The sequence below is a fragment of the Polaromonas sp. YR568 genome, assembly GCF_943372955.1.
Classification (GTDB): Bacteria; Pseudomonadota; Gammaproteobacteria; order Burkholderiales; family Burkholderiaceae_C; genus Polaromonas.
In genome coordinates, this window is sequence record NZ_CALSAL010000005.1 from 153,514 (window position 1) to 171,634 (window position 18,121).

General features: G+C 62.2%; 17 protein-coding genes. 11 read left to right on the plus strand and 6 right to left on the minus strand.

All coding sequences use genetic code 11. The annotated features are described in order from the left end of the window. Positions 1-34 precede the first annotated feature (34 nt). Positions 35-613, minus strand: a complete 579-nt coding sequence (locus tag AAG793_RS13580; RefSeq protein ID WP_341908991.1) for an NnrU family protein — start codon at positions 611-613, stop codon at positions 35-37. A gap of 132 nt (positions 614-745) precedes the next feature. On the opposite strand from AAG793_RS13580, the gene AAG793_RS13585 reads away from it, so the two are divergent. The 4 genes from AAG793_RS13585 (at position 746) to AAG793_RS13600 (ending at position 3,576) form a co-directional block, all read left to right on the plus strand. After that, entirely contained in the window at positions 746-1,891 is a 1,146-nt protein-coding gene (locus AAG793_RS13585) for a DSD1 family PLP-dependent enzyme (RefSeq protein ID WP_341908993.1), read from the plus strand. Positions 1,892-1,918: 27 nt separating this feature from the next. Continuing rightward, entirely contained in the window at positions 1,919-2,302 is a 384-nt protein-coding gene (locus tag AAG793_RS13590; RefSeq protein WP_341908995.1) for a RidA family protein, read from the plus strand. Positions 2,303-2,393: 91 nt separating this feature from the next. Beyond that, positions 2,394-2,732, plus strand: coding sequence for a hypothetical protein (locus tag AAG793_RS13595; protein WP_341908997.1), 339 nt, complete (start codon positions 2,394-2,396; stop codon positions 2,730-2,732). A gap of 67 nt (positions 2,733-2,799) precedes the next feature. Beyond that, a complete protein-coding gene (locus tag AAG793_RS13600) occupies positions 2,800-3,576 on the plus strand; it encodes an HNH endonuclease (protein ID WP_341909000.1) in 777 nt (258 codons plus the stop codon). A 56-nt stretch (positions 3,577-3,632) separates the two neighbouring features. On the opposite strand, the gene gyrB is transcribed toward AAG793_RS13600, so the two are convergent. The 3 genes from gyrB to dnaA form a co-directional block, all read right to left on the minus strand. Beyond that, positions 3,633-6,257, minus strand: a complete 2,625-nt coding sequence (gene gyrB / locus AAG793_RS13605; RefSeq protein WP_341909002.1) for a DNA topoisomerase (ATP-hydrolyzing) subunit B — start codon at positions 6,255-6,257, stop codon at positions 3,633-3,635. Between the two features lie 134 nt (positions 6,258-6,391). Then, positions 6,392-7,498, minus strand: coding sequence for a DNA polymerase III subunit beta (gene dnaN / locus AAG793_RS13610; protein ID WP_341909005.1), 1,107 nt, complete (start codon positions 7,496-7,498; stop codon positions 6,392-6,394). 244 nt (positions 7,499-7,742) lie between these two features. Next, the gene (gene dnaA / locus AAG793_RS13615) at positions 7,743-9,137 is read right to left on the minus strand and encodes a chromosomal replication initiator protein DnaA (protein WP_341909008.1); all 1,395 of its coding nucleotides are present in this window, start codon (positions 9,135-9,137) and stop codon (positions 7,743-7,745) included. Positions 9,138-9,599: 462 nt separating this feature from the next. On the opposite strand from dnaA, the gene rpmH reads away from it, so the two are divergent. The 7 genes from rpmH (at position 9,600) to AAG793_RS13650 (ending at position 15,359) form a co-directional block, all read left to right on the plus strand. Beyond that, positions 9,600-9,734, plus strand: coding sequence for a 50S ribosomal protein L34 (rpmH, locus tag AAG793_RS13620; protein ID WP_007862708.1), 135 nt, complete (start codon positions 9,600-9,602; stop codon positions 9,732-9,734). Between the two features lie 62 nt (positions 9,735-9,796). Next, positions 9,797-10,222 carry a ribonuclease P protein component gene (locus AAG793_RS13625; protein ID WP_341909010.1) on the plus strand — a complete coding sequence of 142 codons (426 nt, stop codon included), beginning with the start codon at positions 9,797-9,799 and terminating at the stop codon, positions 10,220-10,222. After that, a complete protein-coding gene (yidD, locus tag AAG793_RS13630; RefSeq protein ID WP_341909014.1) occupies positions 10,219-10,557 on the plus strand; it encodes a membrane protein insertion efficiency factor YidD in 339 nt (112 codons plus the stop codon). Before AAG793_RS13625 ends, yidD begins: the two co-directional genes overlap by 4 nt. Further along, positions 10,554-12,302, plus strand: coding sequence for a membrane protein insertase YidC (gene yidC / locus AAG793_RS13635; protein WP_341909017.1), 1,749 nt, complete (start codon positions 10,554-10,556; stop codon positions 12,300-12,302). Before yidD ends, yidC begins: the two co-directional genes overlap by 4 nt. Positions 12,303-12,378: 76 nt before the next feature. Next, positions 12,379-13,815 carry a tRNA uridine-5-carboxymethylaminomethyl(34) synthesis GTPase MnmE gene (gene mnmE / locus AAG793_RS13640; RefSeq protein ID WP_341909019.1) on the plus strand — a complete coding sequence of 479 codons (1,437 nt, stop codon included), beginning with the start codon at positions 12,379-12,381 and terminating at the stop codon, positions 13,813-13,815. Between the two features lie 152 nt (positions 13,816-13,967). Continuing rightward, complete coding sequence (locus tag AAG793_RS13645; protein WP_341909021.1) at positions 13,968-14,459, plus strand: cyclic nucleotide-binding domain-containing protein; 492 nt, start codon at positions 13,968-13,970, stop codon at positions 14,457-14,459. Between the two features lie 165 nt (positions 14,460-14,624). Then, positions 14,625-15,359: a hypothetical protein gene (locus AAG793_RS13650; RefSeq protein WP_341909022.1), complete on the plus strand. Its 735-nt coding sequence runs from the start codon at positions 14,625-14,627 to the stop codon at positions 15,357-15,359. 23 nt (positions 15,360-15,382) lie between these two features. On the opposite strand, the gene AAG793_RS13655 is transcribed toward AAG793_RS13650, so the two are convergent. Then, entirely contained in the window at positions 15,383-15,949 is a 567-nt protein-coding gene (locus tag AAG793_RS13655; RefSeq protein ID WP_341909024.1) for a histidine phosphatase family protein, read from the minus strand. A gap of 126 nt (positions 15,950-16,075) precedes the next feature. Then, positions 16,076-18,070, minus strand: coding sequence for a cation:proton antiporter (locus AAG793_RS13660; RefSeq protein WP_341909134.1), 1,995 nt, complete (start codon positions 18,068-18,070; stop codon positions 16,076-16,078). Positions 18,071-18,121 lie beyond the last annotated feature (51 nt).

Consider the following 18,121-nt stretch of genomic DNA (forward strand, 5'->3'; position numbering starts at 1 on the left):
GCACGCGCCCGCCACACACCGGGCCAGCCACAGCTCAACCGATCGGCCGCACACCAATCCACGCGCCGTGCGCCCAGAAGGCAAAGCCGGCCCAGGCCACTACACCCACCACCACCGTGATGGCCGTGGCAGCCGCCTTGCCCGCCGGGTACACCGTGCCAGCAGCCCGATCGCGCCCACGCGCCGCGCGGAAGTTCAGCGCCGCCCACACCAGGAAGGTGCCGAACAGAATCACATGCGCCACATTGCCGTTGGCCAGCAAGTGCGCCAGCGCCCACACCTTCACCGCCAGCACCATCGGGTGGCGCAGCTTCGCCTTGATGATGTTGCCCGGCACATAGGCCGCAGCCAAGAAGATAAAGGCAATCAGCGTCAGCAAACTGGCCAGGTGCCGCATGCCCACCGGCGGAGCCCACAGCTGCACCGGCTGCTGCCGCGCCATGCCAAAGCCCCAGACGATCATCACAAAGCCGACCAGCGATAACACGGCGATCAGCCCCTTCCACGGCAGGGCGCCCATTCGCCCGATCATGGCGGTGCGCCAGCCTTCGGCAAAGATGCGGATGGAGTGCGTGCCTAGAAAAAGTACCAAGCCCAGAATCAGTAGTGCCACGGTGTGCTCCTTGTTGTGTGGCTTGGATTATGCGGTGCTTGTCCAACGCCCGTTCGTGCCACCCCTTGCCCGTTCGTCCTGAGCCTGTCGAAGGACCACCAAAACCCCCAAGCCACAGGCAAAATCACCGCCATGCACCTCCAGGACCTCAACACCCCCGCCGCGCTGGTCGACACCGCCCGCATGCAGCGCAACATCACCCGCATGCAGCAGCGCATGAACAGCTTGGGCGTGGCCTTTCGCCCGCATGTCAAAACCACCAAATGCATCGCCATCGCCCAAGCGCAGATCGAAGCAGGCGCACGCGGCATCACGGTCTCAACACTCAAAGAAGCCGAGCAGTTTTTCGCCGCCGGTATCACCGACATTCTTTACGCCGTCGGCATGGTCGCGCCCAAGCTCAAACAGGCCGCCGCCCTGATTGCCCAAGGCTGCGCGCTCAAGATCATTGCCGACAGCACTGACTCAGCCAACGCCATCGTCGCCTACGCACGCGAGCACGGCGTGCCCTTTGAGGTGTGGATCGAAATCGACACCGACGGCCACCGCTCCGGCGTGCAACCGCAGGGCGATGAGCTGATCACCATCGGCCAGCTGCTGCACCAGGGCGGCAGCACCACGCTGGGCGGCGTCATGACCCACGCGGGCTCCAGCTACGACCTGAGCACCCCCGAGGCACTGGAAGCCATGGCCGAGCAAGAGCGCAGCCTGTGCGTCCTGGCCGCCCAGCGCCTGCGCGCCGCCGGTCTGCCCTGCCCAAATGTCAGTGTCGGCTCGACACCCACCGCGCTGTCAGCCCGCCAGCTCGATGGCGTGACCGAAGTGCGCGCCGGCGTCTATGTGTTTTTTGATCTGGTCATGGCCAACGTGGGCGTGTGCTCGCCAGACGATGTGGCGCTGAGCGTGCTGACCACCGTGATCGGCCACCAGGTCGACAAGGGCTGGGCCATTGTGGACGCCGGCTGGATGGCCATGAGCCGCGACCGCGGCACCCAGAAGCAGCACCACGACTACGGCTACGGCCAGCTGTGCAACGCCAGCGGTCAGCGCATCGCGGGCTACACCCTCACCGGCGCCAACCAGGAGCACGGCATCATCAGCCGCAGCGGCGAGGCAGACTTGGGCATCGCGCAGCGTTTTCCCGTCGGCACCCAGCTGCGCGTGCTGCCCAACCACGCCTGCGCCACAGGCGCCCAGTTCCCCGAGTACCACGCCATTTATCAGGGAGAAGGGGGCGAAGAAGTCGGCCCCACCTGGCCGCGCTTTTACGGCTGGTGAGCACGGGCAAAGACCAACAAGGCCACCATGACCATCCAGCGCATCAACCCCAGCACCATGGCCCCACCCGGCGGCCACTACAGCCACGCCGTGGAGGCTAACGGCTTTGTCTTCATCTCAGGCGAGCTGCCCATCACCCCGGCAGGCGAAAAGCTAAATCAAGCCAGCTTTGAAGACCAGGCCACACAGGCGCTGGCCAACGTGCAAGCCGCGTTGGAAGCCGCAGGCAGCAGCATCGCCCAGCTGGTGCAGGTGCGCGTGTACGTCACGGACATTGAACACTGGCCCGCATTCAACCGCATCTACAAAGAATGGGCAGGCGCCGAGCCACCAGCGCGGGCGGTGGTGCCAGTACCGGTGTTGCACTATGGGTTTTTGATTGAGGTGGAGGGGGTGGGGGTGGTTGGGTAGCTAAACAACATAGCGCGCCCCAGGTAAAGCCCTGGGTCACAACACTCACGGGAATACCTATTCTCTGGCCTCCAACACTAGCGAGGTCGCCATGCAAAACCCAGCACTAGGTCTGTCCGATTGGGGCGTTATGCCAAAACGCCCGGGGCTTTATCTTTCCCTGTCACATGGAAGAGATTTCCCACAACAGACCATGACGGGCCGTGGCTTCGCAGGACCCAAAATAGGGCCCATCCTTTACGTACGCACACAATACGGCCAAGAGGTCAGCGTTAGATTTCCCAACAAGCGTGAAGCGGCAAAGTTTTTTCCGGACGCTGCAGAGGCAACCCAGAAACTACAAATCGTTGAAGGCACTCTGGTCTTTCAAGACAAGTGCTACGGCGACTGGGATGTTTGCTTTATCGATGCCTTGTTCTGCGCAACCTAGTTCTTGCGATAAGCATTGTTATCACCGCCCGAGATCGGCATACTCCGCTTGTAAAGGTGAATCGCTAATGACTGCATCGCAAAACTGGACCCGAAAAGAAACGCTCGCCGCACTGCACATCTATTTGCAACTCCCATTCGGTCAATTGCATCATCGAAACGCAAAGATCAAGCAGCTCGCCCAATGGATTGGACGGACTCCGGGTTCTGTTGCACTCAAACTGGTGAATCTTGCAAGCCTTGATCCACAGATCGTCGCAAGTGGCCGCCGTGGAATGGGAAATGCCTCTAAGCTCGATCAACAAATATGGCAAGAGTTACTAGCCAATTGGGATTCCATCGCCCTGAGTGCCGCTGCCGAATTTGATCGGCTGGCTGTGTCTCATGGGCTACCGGCCGCTGTTGACGTTATTGATGAGGTGCCCGAGATTGTCGAGGGCAAGACTAAGTCTGTTTTGATACAAGCTCGTGTCAATCAAGTCCGCTTCCGCCGTGCCATTCTGGCCAGCTACAACTCCACCTGCTGCATCAGTGGTTTGAACCACGAAAAATTGGTGATTGCCAGTCATATCGTCCCGTGGAGTGTGGACAAGGCAAACCGGCTAAACCCACAGAATGGACTGTGCTTGTCAGCGCTTCACGACCGCGCCTATGACCAAGGATTGCTCACAGTGCTACCGGATCACACGATCCGGATTGCGCAAAAGCTTAAGGGTACTAGCAATGATCGTTTTATGCGGGACGCGCTTTTGCGCTACGACGGCAAGAAAATCAGGCTTCCAGAGAAGTTCAGGCCAGATCAGAAATTTCTTGAGGCGCATGCCTCAAGATTCGAATTTATATAGCTGAGCTTTCCGTAATTCCCTGAGAAGGCGCCGCGCCGTGCAATCGACGCTGGGGTTCAAACGTCAATATTTGCCGCCCGCAGCGCATTCTGCTCAATGAACTCCCGCCGCGGCTCCACCTCGTCGCCCATCAGCATAGTGAACACGCGGTCGGCTTCAATGGCGTCGTCGATCTGCACGCGCAGCAGGCGGCGCACGGTCGGGTCCATCGTGGTTTCCCAGAGCTGGGCGGGGTTCATCTCGCCCAGGCCTTTGTAGCGCTGGCGGGCGGTGGCGTTTTCGGCCTGGCCGATCAGCCACGCCATGGCTTGACGGAAGTCGCTGATCTTTTCTTCCTTCTGGCGCTCGCCCTCGCCGCGCATGGCTTTGGCACCTTCGCTGATCAGGCCCCTGAAGGTGGCGGCCGCATCGGCCAATGTGGCGTAGTCGGCGCCATGCACAAAGTCTTGCGTGATGACGCTGCTCTTCACGTTGCCGTGGTGGCGGCGGCTGATGCGCAGAATGGGTTTGTCGGTGCGCACGTCGAACTCACCCGCCACTTCGGCCGGCGCGCCGGTGGTGTTCAGCTCGCGGAGCTTGGCCTGCAGCGTGATGGCCGAGGCTTCCGCTTCGGCCACGGTGTCCAGGCTCAGGCTCACGCCGTCGGCAATCGCGCGCAGTGCCTCGGCGTCCATGTAACCGCGCAGGCGGGCAATCACCGATTCAGCCAGCTGGTGCTTGCGCGCCAGCTCGGCCAGCGTGTCGCCAGTCAGCACGGTGCTGCCATCGCCACCGGTTTGCACGCTGGCGTCTTTCAGCGCAATGCGCAGCAAGAAGCCGTCAAGCGCGGCGGTGTCTTTCAGGTACTGCTCTTCCTTGCCGGCCTTCACCTTGTACAGCGGTGGCTGGGCAATGTAGATGTGGCCGCGCTCCACCAGCTCGGGCATCTGGCGGTAGAAGAAGGTCAGCAGCAGTGTGCGAATGTGCGCGCCGTCCACGTCGGCGTCGGTCATGATGATGATGCGGTGGTAGCGCAGCTTGGCAACGTTGAAGTCGTCGGTGCCCGCCGATCCGCCCGGCCCGCCGGCGTTGCCGATGCCAGTGCCCAGTGCAGTGATGAGCGTCAAAATCTCGTTGCTTGTCAGCAGCTTTTCGTAGCGGGCTTTCTCGACGTTCAGAATCTTGCCGCGCAGCGGCAGAATCGCCTGGAACTTGCGGTCGCGGCCCTGCTTGGCAGAACCCCCGGCAGAGTCACCCTCGACCAGATAGATTTCGCACATCGCTGGGTCTTTTTCCTGGCAGTCGGCCAGCTTGCCGGGCAGGCCCATGCCGTCGAGCACGCCTTTGCGGCGGGTCATGTCGCGTGCCTTGCGGGCCGCTTCGCGGGCGCGCGCAGCTTCGATGATCTTGCCGACGATGATCTTCGCGTCGTTCGGCCGCTCCTGCAGGTAATCGTTGAGCAGGCGGCTCACGATGTCTTCCACCGGGCCGCGCACTTCACTGCTGACCAGCTTGTCCTTGGTCTGGCTGCTGAACTTGGGCTCGGGCACCTTCACGCTCAGTACGCAGCACAGGCCCTCGCGCATGTCGTCGCCGGTCACTTCCACCTTGGCCTTCTTGGCCATCTCGGTGTCGTCGATGTATTTGTTGATGATGCGCGTCATGGCGGCGCGCAAGCCCGTCAGATGGGTGCCGCCGTCGCGCTGCGGAATATTGTTGGTGAAGCAGAGGACTTGCTCGCTGTAGCCGCTATTCCACTGCATGGCCAGCTCCACACCGATGTTGGTGCCCTGGTCGCTCTGCCGGTCGCCCATGGCCGAGAACACATTGGGGTGCAGCACTGTCTTGCCCTTGTTGATGAACTCGACAAAGCCCTTCACACCGCCGGCACCCGAAAAGTCGTCTTCCTTGCCTGTGCGCTCGTCCTTCAGGCGAATGCGCACGCCGTTGTTCAGAAAGCTCAGTTCGCGCAGGCGCTTGCTGAGAATCTCGTAATGAAAATCGTTGTTTTCCTTGAAGATGTCCGTGTCGGGCAGAAAGTGCACCTCGGTACCGCGTTTGTCGGTATCGCCCATCACCTTCATCGGTGACACATCAATGCCGTCCACCTGCTCGACGATGCGGTTCTGCACAAAGCCGCGCGAGAACTCCATCACATGCACCTTGCCATCGCGACGAATCGTCAGGCGCAGCATCTTGCTCAGTGCGTTCACGCAGCTCACACCCACGCCGTGCAGGCCACCTGAGACCTTGTAGCTGTTCTGGTTGAACTTGCCGCCGGCATGCAGCTCGGTCAGGGCGATCTCAGCCGCAGAGCGCTTGGGCTCGTGCTTGTCATCCATCTTGATGCCGGTCGGAATGCCCCGGCCGTTGTCGGTCACGCTGACCGAGTTATCCGAATGGATAGTGACCACGATATCGTCGCAGTGGCCGGCCAAGGCTTCATCAATCGAGTTGTCTACCACCTCAAACACCAGGTGATGCAAACCGGTGCCGTCAGACGTGTCGCCGATATACATGCCGGGGCGCTTGCGCACGGCCTCCAGGCCTTCCAGAATCTGGATCGAGCCCTCGCCATAAGCTTCAGATGCGCCAGCCTGGTTGGTGTCGATCTTGGGCTGGAAATTAGAGCTTCCCTCGCCTGCCGCGCCGTCGGTCACATGCACTTGTTCGGCTTCGTTCGGTTTGTTTTCGTCTGTCATAGCCAGCTTTATGTCCGGGTTTCATCCGAATTGCTTCGGTTTCTTCAATCTCTTGAATGACCAAACCCGCGGAGAGTCGCGGGTCTGTCGGGTGTTTTGCGCAGTTAACGCTGTTGGAGCGGAAGGTTTTTGCCTTAAATCCGCATCGGCATCACGACGTACTTGAAGGCGGCATCGTCGGGAATGGTGAGCAACGCCGAGCTGTTGGAGTCAGCCAACTCGATCTTCACCATGTCCTGGTCCATGTTGGCCAGTGCGTCGATGAGGTAGGTGACGTTGAAGCCGATTTCGATGGCATCTCCGCCGTAGTCGATGTCGAGTTCATCGACGGCTTCTTCCTGTTCGGCATTGTTGGAAGCCACACGCAGCGTGCCGGGTTCGATGTTCAGGCGTACGCCCTTGAACTTCTCGCTGGTAAGAATCGCGGTGCGCTGTAGGCTGGCCAGCAGGGGCACGCGGCCCAGAGTAATGATGTTCTTGTGGTTCTTGGGGATCACGCGGTTGTAGTCGGGGAACTTGCCCTCGACCAGCTTGGTGACAAACTCCATGCCCTCAAAGCTGAACTTGGCCTGGTTGCCGGCGAACTGCATTTCAATCGCGCCCTCTTTGTCGCTCAGCAGGCGCTGCATTTCCAGCACCGTCTTGCGCGGCAGGATCACCTCCTGCTTGGGCACTTCCACATCGAGCGTGGCGGACGAAAACGCCAGGCGGTGGCCATCGGTGGCGACCAGACTGAGCTGCTTGCCTTCGGCCACGAACAAAATGCCGTTGAGGTAGTAGCGGATGTCGTGCACCGCCATTGCAAACGACACCTGGTTGAGCAGTTCTTTCAGCACCTTCTGCGGCACCGAGAAGCTGGGGCCGAAGTTGGCGGCTTCCTGCACCAGCGGAAAGTCTTCAGCCGGCAGCGTCTGCAGCGTGAAGCGGCTTTTGCCGCCCTTGAGGATCAGCTTGTTCTGCGATGACTCCAGCGACACCGTCTGGTCGCTGGGCATGGAGCGCAGGATATCGATCAGCTTGCGGGCTCCCACCGTGGTGGTGAAGTTTCCGCTGTCGCCATCCAAGTCAGCCGTGGTGCGGATCTGGATCTCAAGATCGCTCGTCGTGAGCTGCACCTGTGCGCCCGTCTTGCGGATCAGCACATTGGCCAGGATCGGCAGTGTGTGTCTGCGCTCCACGATGCCGGAGACCGATTGCAGGACCGACAAAACTTTATCCTGGGTGGCTTTCAGAACGATCATGACTTCCTCTTGTTTCTCTTTAATTCTTTAATTCAAATTAGTAGTAGTAGTAAGGGCAGCGCACTTCTGTGGACAGTACCATTTTCCCCTTTTTGATCAACCACTTGGCGTTTGTTTAACCTTGTGCTCAGTCGCCCCTGAACTGCACTGCCGAAGATGAACAACTTGCCATTGTCATCTGCTTCTGTGGATAACTGTACGGTTGTTCAAAAGTTGTCCCCATGGTTGTCAGCACGGCTATTTTTCAGCCTTTCAGCGTCTGTTCGAGCACGTGCAGCTGCTGGTTGAGCTCGGTCATCTGTTGGCGCTCGGCCGACATTTTGCGCACGGCGTGCAGCACGGTGGTGTGGTCGCGCCCGCCAAACAGCTCGCCGATCTCGGGAAGGCTCTTTTGGGTCAGTTCCTTGGCCAGGTACATGGCAATCTGGCGCGGCCGGGCGATGCTGGCCGGGCGCTTCTTGCTGTACATGTCGGCGACCTTGATCTTGTAATAGTCGGCCACTGTCTTCTGGATGTTTTCCACGCTGATCTGCCGGTTCTGGATGGACAGCAGGTCGCGCAGCGCCTCCCGGGCCAGCTGGATGGAGATTTCCTTCAGGTTGAAGCGCGAGTACGCCAGGATCTTGCGCAACGCGCCTTCCAGCTCGCGCACGTTGGAGCGGACGTTTTTGGCTACAAAAAACGCGACTTCCTCCGGCATCACGGCGCCCTCGGCCTCGGCCTTGCGGATCAGGATGGCGACGCGCATTTCCAGCTCGGGCGGCTCGATGGCGACTGTCAGGCCGGAATCGAAGCGCGACACCAGCCGCTCGTGGATGTCCGTCAGGCCCTTGGGATAGGTGTCGCTGGTCATCACAATGTGCGACTTCTTGGTCAGCAGGGCCTCGAAGGCGTTGAAGAACTCCTCCTGCGTGCGGTCCTTGTTGGCAAAGAACTGGACGTCGTCGATCAGCAGCAGGTCGAGCGAGTGGTAACGCTCCTTGAACTCGTCAAATGTCTTGCGCTGGTAGGCCTTAACCACATCCGACACAAACTGCTCCGCGTGGATGTAGAGAACTTTGGCCGCCGGGTTGTCTGACAACAACTTGTTGCCGATGGCGTGCATCAGGTGGGTTTTGCCTAGACCGACGCCGCCGTAGATAAAGAGGGGGTTGTAAAGCTGCCCCAGGCTGCTGGAAACATGCAGCGCCGCAGCCCGGCCCATGCGGTTGGCCGTGCCTTCAATCAGGGTGTCAAAGGTCAGCGCGGTGTTGAGCCGGTTCTTGAAAGGCGCGCCTGGCGCCTCTTCTGCCACACCCAGGCCGATGGGCTCGGGCACACCGGCACCCTCAAAGTTACGAATCAGTGAATTCGATTTGGCGGGCGATTCACGGGGAGCGAGCGCTAACTCAATCGGTATGCTTTGCCCGGAAATTTTCTCGATCAGGGCTGAGATGCGGCCAGCGTACTGCGCGCGAACCCAGTCGAGCTTGAAGCGGTTGCCGACCTGCACGGTGACCTTGGACAGGTCGGGAGCCACGTCCACCACCAGCGGCCGGATCCAGGTGTTGAACTGCTGCTCGGGCAGTTCCTGCGCCAGATGATCGACGCAGTTTTGCCACAAATCGTGGCCAGAGTCTGGGGTGATTCCCTCGGTCATGGGTGTGGAGTGCGGGTGGCCAGCGGTGCTGGGGCCGCATGGTGCTTGTGGATATCGTTTATTTTTGGCACCGTTGATTGTAGTCCGCGGGGCAAGTTATCCACACAATAAATGACCCGGGTTTCAACCTATTTTCAGACGGCGACAGGGTTGTCTTGAAGCCAGCCTGCGGGCGAATATCTGGCCGTCTGCCCCGTGGCCACAGCGGTGGCCGGATCTGAGCCTTTACCCCCACAAACTGGCCTAAGCTGTTGCCTGGACTGGGAAATCTGCGATAATCATGGGTTCCCCGATTCGTAGCGGATTGACGCTGCCCGCCCGGTTTGTTCTGGTGCGAGCATGCTGCATGTCCTGCGGGCTTGCAGAGCTGGCTGTGTTGTATGGCCACCAAGATCATTCGAATTGCTCGGGAGTACAGCGAGCGGCCTCCGTGCCGGTCGGCTTAACAGGACTGGATTCATCATGAAACGCACATACCAACCTTCCAAAGTCAAGCGTGCCCGCACGCACGGTTTCCTGACCCGCATGAAAACCCGCGGTGGCCGTGCCGTGATTGCTGCGCGCCGCGCCAAAGGCCGCAAGCGTCTGGCTGTCTGAGTCTGCGTCACGCAGGCTGTTGGCTGCTCATTCCTGCACGCCTGAATTGAAGCCGGGTGCTTGTGCAGCGGCTTCAAACCAGACCCCAGTTTCAGGCTGTGCTGGCCGGTGCGATCGTCGCCAAGACGACGCACTTTGCCCTGCACCGCAACACGCTGGACGCGCAGCCTGCTGAAGCCGACGCCGCCGTTGTGGCAACGGTAACGGCTGTGGCGGCGCGGCCTCTGTTTCCCCGCCAAGACTTCTGGATCGGGGCCATGGTTCCCAAGCGCTGGGCCAAGCGGGCCGTCACGCGCAATGCCATCAAAAGGCAGATTTACACCGTGAGTGCAGACTTTTCGCGCCAGTATCCCCAGGCCGCCTATGTGGTCCGCCTGCGGCGTGACTTTTCCCGCAAGGAATTCATCAGCGCCACGTCCGAGCCGCTGAAACAGGCGGTTCGCGCCGAAGTCCACGCCCTGCTACTTGCCGGGGTGAGCGCACCATGACCGGCCCCCGTCTGCCGGGCCGATTGATCCGGCTGCCGCAAGCCCTGTTGATGGGCCTCGTCAAAGCCTACCGTTTGCTGCTCAGCCCGTGGCTGGGTTCGGGTTGCCGCTTTGAGCCCACCTGCTCTGCGTATGCTCTGCAGGCGCTTGAGCAGCGCGGCGCAGTCATGGGCACTTACCTGACCTTGCACCGGCTGGTGCGCTGCCAGCCCTGGTGTGCCGGCGGCCATGACCCGGTGCCGCCCGCAGGTCGATCCGGTTTTCTCTTCTCCCGCCTGGTGAACCCGGCGAATTCACTTTCTTCCGCACCCTCTTCTGAAAAGACGCCGTCATGAACGACATCCGCCGCACCATCTTGTGGGTGATTTTTGGTTTCTCCATGGTCCTGCTCTGGGACCAGTGGCAAGTCCACCAGGGCAAGACGCCCACTTTCTTCCCGTCGGCCACACAAAGCCAGACCAGCAAGCCCGCTGCCACCGCATCTCCAGCTTCTGCCGCCGCCCCGGCCGCCAGCGGCGCAGGTGCTGCGTCCGTGCCTTCACCGGTGTCTACGGGAGCTGTGGCCACGCCAGGCGCTGTGCCCACCGGCGCACCAGCCATCGCCGCAACGCCCAACCGCGAACGCGTGGTGGTCACGACCGATGTCATGTCGCTCACCTTCGACAGCGAAGGCGGCTCCATGGTGCATTCGGTGTTCCCCAAGTTCAAGGACGCCGAGCAAAAGGAACAAGGCTTCGTGCTGCTGGATGAAAGCAGCAAGCGCGTGTATCTGGCACAAAGCGGGCTGATCTCCGGCGGCGCCAATGGCGCGATTGCGGCCCTGCCCACGCACAAGACCGCCATGACGGTGGTTCCCGGCGACCGGACGCTCAAGGACGGTCAGGACACCCTGCAAGTCCGCTTTGAATCGGCCGACGTCGGCGGTGTCAAGCTGATCAAGACCTACACCCTCAAGCGCGGCGCTTACGACATCGGCGTTCGCCATGAAGTCGTTAACACCGGCACGGCGGCCGTGGCGCCGCAGCTCTACATGCAGCTGGTGCGTGACGGCAACCCGCCACCCGGTGAGTCCGCTTTCTATTCCACCTTTACCGGCCCGGCCATCTATACAGAGGCCAAGAAGTACCAGAAGGTGGAGTTCAAGGACATCGAGAACAACAAGGTCGAAGCCGAAAAACAGGCGACTAACGGCTATGTGGCCATGGTGCAGCATTACTTTGCTACCGCCTGGATTCTGGCCGACGGCATCAAGCGCGACCTGTTCTTCCGCAAGGTCGACAACAACCTGTACGCCGTCGGCATGATCACGCCGCTGGAGCCCGTGGCCGCTGGCGCGACAGCCGCCATCGAGACCCGCTTCTTTGTCGGCCCGCAGGAAGAAAAAGCCCTTGAAGCGCTTGCCCCCGGCCTGGAGCTGGTCAAGGACTACGGCTGGCTCACCATTCTGGCCAAGCCGCTGTACTGGCTGCTCGACAAGCTGCACGGCTTCCTGCACAACTGGGGCTGGGCGATTGTGGCGCTGGTGTTGCTGCTGAAGATCGCCTTCTACTGGCTCAACGCCAAGGCCTACGCCAGCATGGCCAAGATGAAGGCCGTCAATCCGAAGATCATGGAAATGCGCGAGCGTCTGAAAGACAAGCCGCAGGAAATGCAGCAGGCCATGATGAAGATCTACCGCGAGGAAAAGGTCAACCCGATGGGTGGCTGCTTCCCGATCATGGTGCAGATTCCGGTGTTCATCGCGCTGTACTGGGTGCTGCTGTCCAGCGTCGAGATGCGCAACGCGCCGTGGATTGGCTGGATCCAGGACTTGTCAGCACCAGACCCGTACTACATCCTGCCGGTCGTGATGACGCTCACCACCATGCTGCAGACCGCCCTGAATCCGGCACCGCCGGATCCGATGCAGGCCAAGCTGATGTGGTTCATGCCGCTGATCTTCAGCGTGATGTTCTTCTTCTTCCCGGCCGGTCTGGTGCTGTACTGGATCACCAACAACGTGCTCTCGATTGCGCAGCAGTGGGTCATCAACACCCGCATGGGCGTGCCGCCCGAGTTCAATCTGCCAAAGTTCCGCTGACGGTAGCAGGAACAAAAAAAAGGGCCGCTCACGCGGCCCTTCTTCATTCCAATCTGCCGATTACCATTGCTCCACCATGCTGGCCCGCCACGAAGACCCGATTGTTGCCATCGCCACCGCCCCCGGGCGCGGCGCGGTGGGCATTGTGCGGGTGTCGGGTAAAAACATTGCGCCGGTGATTCAGGCGGTGTGCGGGCGCAGTCTGCAGCCGCGGCATGCGACCTATCTGCCCTTCAGGGATGCGACGGGCCAGATCATTGACCAGGGGCTGGCGATCCACTTCCCCGCGCCACACTCCTATACCGGCGAAGACGTTCTGGAACTGCAGGCCCACGGTGGGCCGGTGGTGTTGCAGCTGTTGCTGGCGCGCTGCCTGGAGGCCGCTGCGAGCAAGGAACCGGCAACCGGTGGCGAGCAACTGCCGCGCTTGCCCAAACTGCGCCTTGCTCAGCCGGGCGAATTCACCGAACGCGCCTTCCTGAACGACAAGATCGATCTGGCGCAGGCCGAAGCGATTGCCGACCTGATTGATGCCAGCACTGAAACTGCAGCGCTGTCGGCCGCACGCTCCATGTCGGGCGAGTTTTCTGTTGCCATCGAGGCGCTGCTGGATCAGCTGGTTCACCTGCGCATGCTGGTCGAGGCCACGCTGGATTTCCCCGAGGAAGACATCGACTTCCTGCAAAAGGCAGATGCGGCCGGTCAACTCGACCGCATCCGGCAAACCCTGGCCGCCGTGATGCAGCGTGCGGTGCAGGGCGCCATCCTGCGCGAAGGCATCAAGGTGGTGATTGCCGGGCAACCCAATGCGGGCAAGAGCTCCTTGCTCAATGCGCTCGCGGGCGCCGAGTTGGCCATCGTCACGCCGATTGCCGGCACCACGCGTGACAAGGTGGCGCAACTGATCCAGATCGACGGCGTACCGCTGCATGTGGTCGATACCGCCGGCTTGCGCGACGCACTCGACGAGGTGGAAAAAATAGGCGTGGAACGCGCGTGGGCCGAAATCGAAACCGCCAACGCGGTGCTGTTCCTCCACGACCTGACCCGGCAGGCCCTGCCCGATTACCAGCAGGCCGACGGCCAGATCCGCGCAACGCTCGCTGCAAAGCTGCCACGCGGCACGCCTGTCATTGACATCTGGAACAAGACCGACCAGATGCCGACCACCGAGCGGCCCGGCCTGGCGGCGCTCACGGCTGACGGTGTGGCGATGTCCGCCAAGACGGGTGAAGGTCTGCCCGCGCTGCGCCAGCGCCTGTTGCAGGTGGTGGGCTGGCAGGCCGCGCCGGAAGGGGTGTACATGGCCCGCGAGCGGCACGTGCAGGCCTTGCGGCGGGTGGCCGAATCGCTAGACACCGCAAGCCAGCAGCTCGATGCCGCCCAACCAGCGCTGGACCTGCTGGCCGAAGACCTGCGCCAGGCGCAGGGCCACCTGAGCGAGATCACCGGCCAGTTCACGCCCGATGACTTGCTGGGCGAAATCTTCTCGAAATTCTGTATTGGCAAATAGCGCAAAGCCCTAGCGCAAAGACAGACCGCACAACCGGCGGGCGCCGCCGTCTGTACGCCAGCGATTACAAAAGCCGCCTGCGCTGTATCAGGTGTAAGGGGCGGTTAACGTCTCTTGCGGGGCCACCGGGGCGCCGGTATCGTCCAGCGACCATGAACGCACCATTGCCGTCCACCCTCCGCTTTGACATTCAGGGGCTCGCCAAGGCCATTGCGCATTGCCACGCCAGCGACGCCTTGCGTTGTCAGCTCAGCCAGCCCAACTGGGAAATCCTGGCCAGTTACATGCAGCCCTTCGCGCTGAACAGCGGGCAGGTGCTGATGGAGCAGGGCGCGCAGGACCGTACGCTCTACTTCATCGAAAGTGGCACGCTCAGCGTTCACTATCAGGATGAGAAATCCCGCGTGCGCATGGCCATGGTGGGGGCCGGTTCGGTGGTTGGCGAAGGGGCCTTCTTTTCCCACATGCCGCGCAGTGCGACGGTGCAGGCGTCGACTGCCTGCAAGCTCTGGTGCCTGACGGCCACCCGCTTTCTGGAGCTGGCCAACCGCCACAGCCCGATCGCGCTGGAGCTGACCATGGCCATGGGCGCGGTGATGGCCAAACGGCTTTACAACCGACCCAAACGCGTGGCCGTGACCTGAGCGCCGCAGATCTCCGGCCATCCAACACCGCAAGAATGAAGCGTCGCGTGACTTTTTACCGACAACCTCTATGGCGTCACGCGCTTGCTGCAGTACAGTTTGATTGACGCCTCATCCTGACCCGGCATATGCGCTGGTCGGGTATTCACGGAACACACCTCCAAAATGGCTTTTTTCAACTGGCTTTCCGGCGATTCCAGCCGCCGCTCATCGGCTAAAGGCGCGGCCAAAAGCGCAGCCATGGGCGCGGTGACAAGCGACCGCAAGCACGCCAAAACCGAGCGCAGCAAACCATCTGAAGCGGCGGCGGAGCGCCCGGCGCCCGAGCGCGATGCCCGCAGCGAATCCGGCAAGCTCAAGCGCCACGCCCGGCGTGACCAGCTCTACCTGGCCATTCGCGAGGCCATGACCCACGCGGGCGTGCTGTCGTCGGGCTACAAGTTCAAGGTGCTGTCGCTGGACCCGCGCGGCAATGAATTCATGGTCATGGTGGATCTGGCCCACGGTTTCAGTCAGCCCGAGAAGTTCGGTGAACTCGAAACGCAGATCATCCAGCACGCCAAGGCCCGGTTTGAAATCACGGTGCCGGCCGTCTACTGGCGCATGGACGACATCGCCACCATGAAGCGTCCCGCCGAAGGCGCAAAGGCACCGTCGGCACCGCGCTACGAGCCGATACAAGCCGAGGAAGTGGCCGCCTTCAAGAAGGCGCTGCTTGCCGGGGCGACGCAGGAGCGCACCCCCGAGCGAACGTCGGCACGGGCAGCCAGCAAGGCGCCCGACAAGTCCCGGCAGGGGCCGCACTCCTACACGCTGCTCACCGGCTTTGAGGACACCGAAATGGCACCCTCGCCCGCCATGCCGGCGCTCAGCACCACCCAGTACGGCGATCTGAACTGAGCCCTCGCCTCGCGCGGCAGGGGCTAGGCAAACAGCGTGCGGCCCCGGATTGTCGCGTCGGGCCCCAGCACGAAGCCCTCACCCATTGCCGGATAGCCTCCGCTGAGCGCGGAGATGTTCACCTGGTGGGTGACCCACACATCAAACTGGCCCGCTGGAATCGTTTTCAGCAAGCCGCGCAGGACCCGCGTCTGCGAGCCGTCGGTCGAGGTGTTGAAGGTGGAGGCCAGCGCCGGCAACACCGTGTGCCGGCCAAACGCCAGATCGGCCGTGTCCTTGCATCGGCACCACGCGCTGCTCAACACCTGCCGGGGCTGCAGGCCATGGCCGCGAAACCACTGCCCGATGGCACTGGCCTGACTGCGGCCCTGTGCGCTCAGGTTGCGCTGGCTGCTGCACTGCGCCAGCGAGAACCCGGGCGGATCGCCAATGCCCGGATCGGTCTGCGCGTGCCGCAGCATCAGCACGCACCCGCCGGCGCGCAGCAGGCCGACAACATCTGGTGCGGCAGTGGGCGAAGTCTGCGATTGCGCGGCCCACGGCGTGGCCAGTGCGGCAAAGGGCAGGATCAGCAAGGGGCGTCGTTGCATCGTCTTCTTTCTGAGGTGATGGCGTCCAGCGGGAAACAATGCCGCAAATGATGGCGCAAGACCTGCGGCGTGGCAGGTCTGGGGCTATTCCGCCTGTTCGGTGCCAGCGACCAGCACCGGTTTGCGTCAGGCTGGCCGGCCGCGCAGCAGCAGCTCTTCGGCCACCGCCAGCGCCTTCGGTCGGCCCGACAGCACCAGAGTGTCGCCACCCTCCAGCGCGGCGTCTTCTTCGCCCTGGTGGGTTTTGCCGTCGCTGCGGCGCAGGCTCACCACGCGCACGCCGGCGGCATCGAGTGTGAGCGAGCCCAGCGACTGGCCCACCCAGCGGCTGCCCAGCGGCAGCGTCACGGTGGTCAGCCGCTCCTGGTCGATTTCGTTCACGGTATCGTCATCGGCGCCGCGAAAGTAGCCTCGCAGCAGGTTGTAGCGCGCGTCGCGCTGGTCCTGCACCACACGAATCACGCGGCGCATCGGCACACCCACCAGCGCCAGCGCGTGACTGGCCAGCATCAGGCTGCCCTCAATGGCCTCGGGCACCACTTCCGTGGCGCCGGCGGCCTGCAGCTTTTCGAGGTCGTGGTCGTCCACCGTGCGGATGATCACCGGCACCTGCGGCGCATGCGCGCGCGTGTTGGCCAGCACCTTGAGCGCGCTGGCGGTGTCCAGGTAAGTCACCACCACCGCGCTGGCGCGCGACAAGCCTGCCGCCATCAGTGCCTGCAGGCGCACCGCATCGCCGAACACCACGGAGTCACCGGCGGCGGCCGCCTGGCGCACGCGGTCCGGGTCGAGGTCCAGCGCCATGTACTGGATGCCTTCGGCCTCCAGCATGTGGCCCAGGTTCTGGCCGCAACGGCCGTAGCCGCAGATGATGACGTGCTTGCTGGTGTTGATCGATTTGCGCGCGATGGTGGTCATTTGCAGCGACTGCTGCAGCCATTCGCTGGCCACCAGCTTCATCACGATGCGGTTGCTGTACATGATGATGAAGGGCGTTGCCAGCATCGACAGCACCATGCTGGCCAGAATCGGATTGAGCAGTTCCGGCGGCACCAGGTTGTTGTCTTGCGCGAGCGACAGCAGCACAAAGCCGAACTCGCCCGCCTGCGCCAGATAAAGACCGGTGCGCAGCGACACGCCGGCCGTGGCGCCCAGCCCTCGCGCCAGTACGGTGACCAGCGCCAGTTTGAACAGAACCGGCAGCGTGACCAGCACAATCACCAGCGGCCAGCGCTCCAGCACCAGCCGCCAGTCCAGCATCATGCCGATGCTGATGAAGAACAGGCCCAGCAGCACGTCGTGGAACGGCCGGATGTCGGTTTCCACCTGGTGCTTGTATTCGGTTTCCGAGATCAGCATGCCTGCAACAAACGCACCCAGCGCCAGACTGAGCCCGGCGCGCTCGGTCAGCCAGGCCAGCGCCAGCGTGACCAGCAGCAGGTTGAGCACAAAGAGCTCTTCGCTCTTGCGGCGCGCCACCAGCGTGAGCCACCAGCGCATCAGGCGCTGCCCGCCAGTCAGCAGCACGCCCAGCAGTACGGTGGCTTTGAGTGCGGCAATACCCAGTGCGGTAAAGAGCTGATCCGGTGGCGAGCCCAGTGCGGGAATCAGCACCAGCAAGGGCACCACGGCCAAATCCTGGAACAACAGCACGCCCATGACCCGCTTGCCGTGCTCGGATTCCAGCTCCAGGCGCTCGGAGAGCAGCTTCACCACAATGGCCGTGCTGCTCATTGCGATCGCGCCCGAGAGCGCCAGCGCCGTCTGCCAGCCCATGCCCCACAGCGACGGCGCGACAGCAGCCAGAAACAGCGTGCCGCCGGTGCCCAGCACGATGGTCAGCGTGACCTGCAGCATGCCCAGGCCAAACACATGCCGGCGCATCGAGCGCAGCTTGGAGAGGTTGAACTCCAGCCCGATCACAAACATCAGGAACACCACGCCGAACTCGCCCAGATGGCGCACGCCGTCGGCGTTCTGCGACAACGCCAGCGCGTTCGGGCCAATCACCACGCCCACCGCGAGGTAGCCCAGCATCGGCGGTAGTTTGAAGAAGCGGCAAGCCACCACGCCCAGCACTGCAGCCAGCAGATACAACAGCGTGATTTCCAGTGCGCTCATGGCTGGATGGTAGCCGAGCCCTGTCGCTGCCGGTATTGGCGTGTGTGCTGT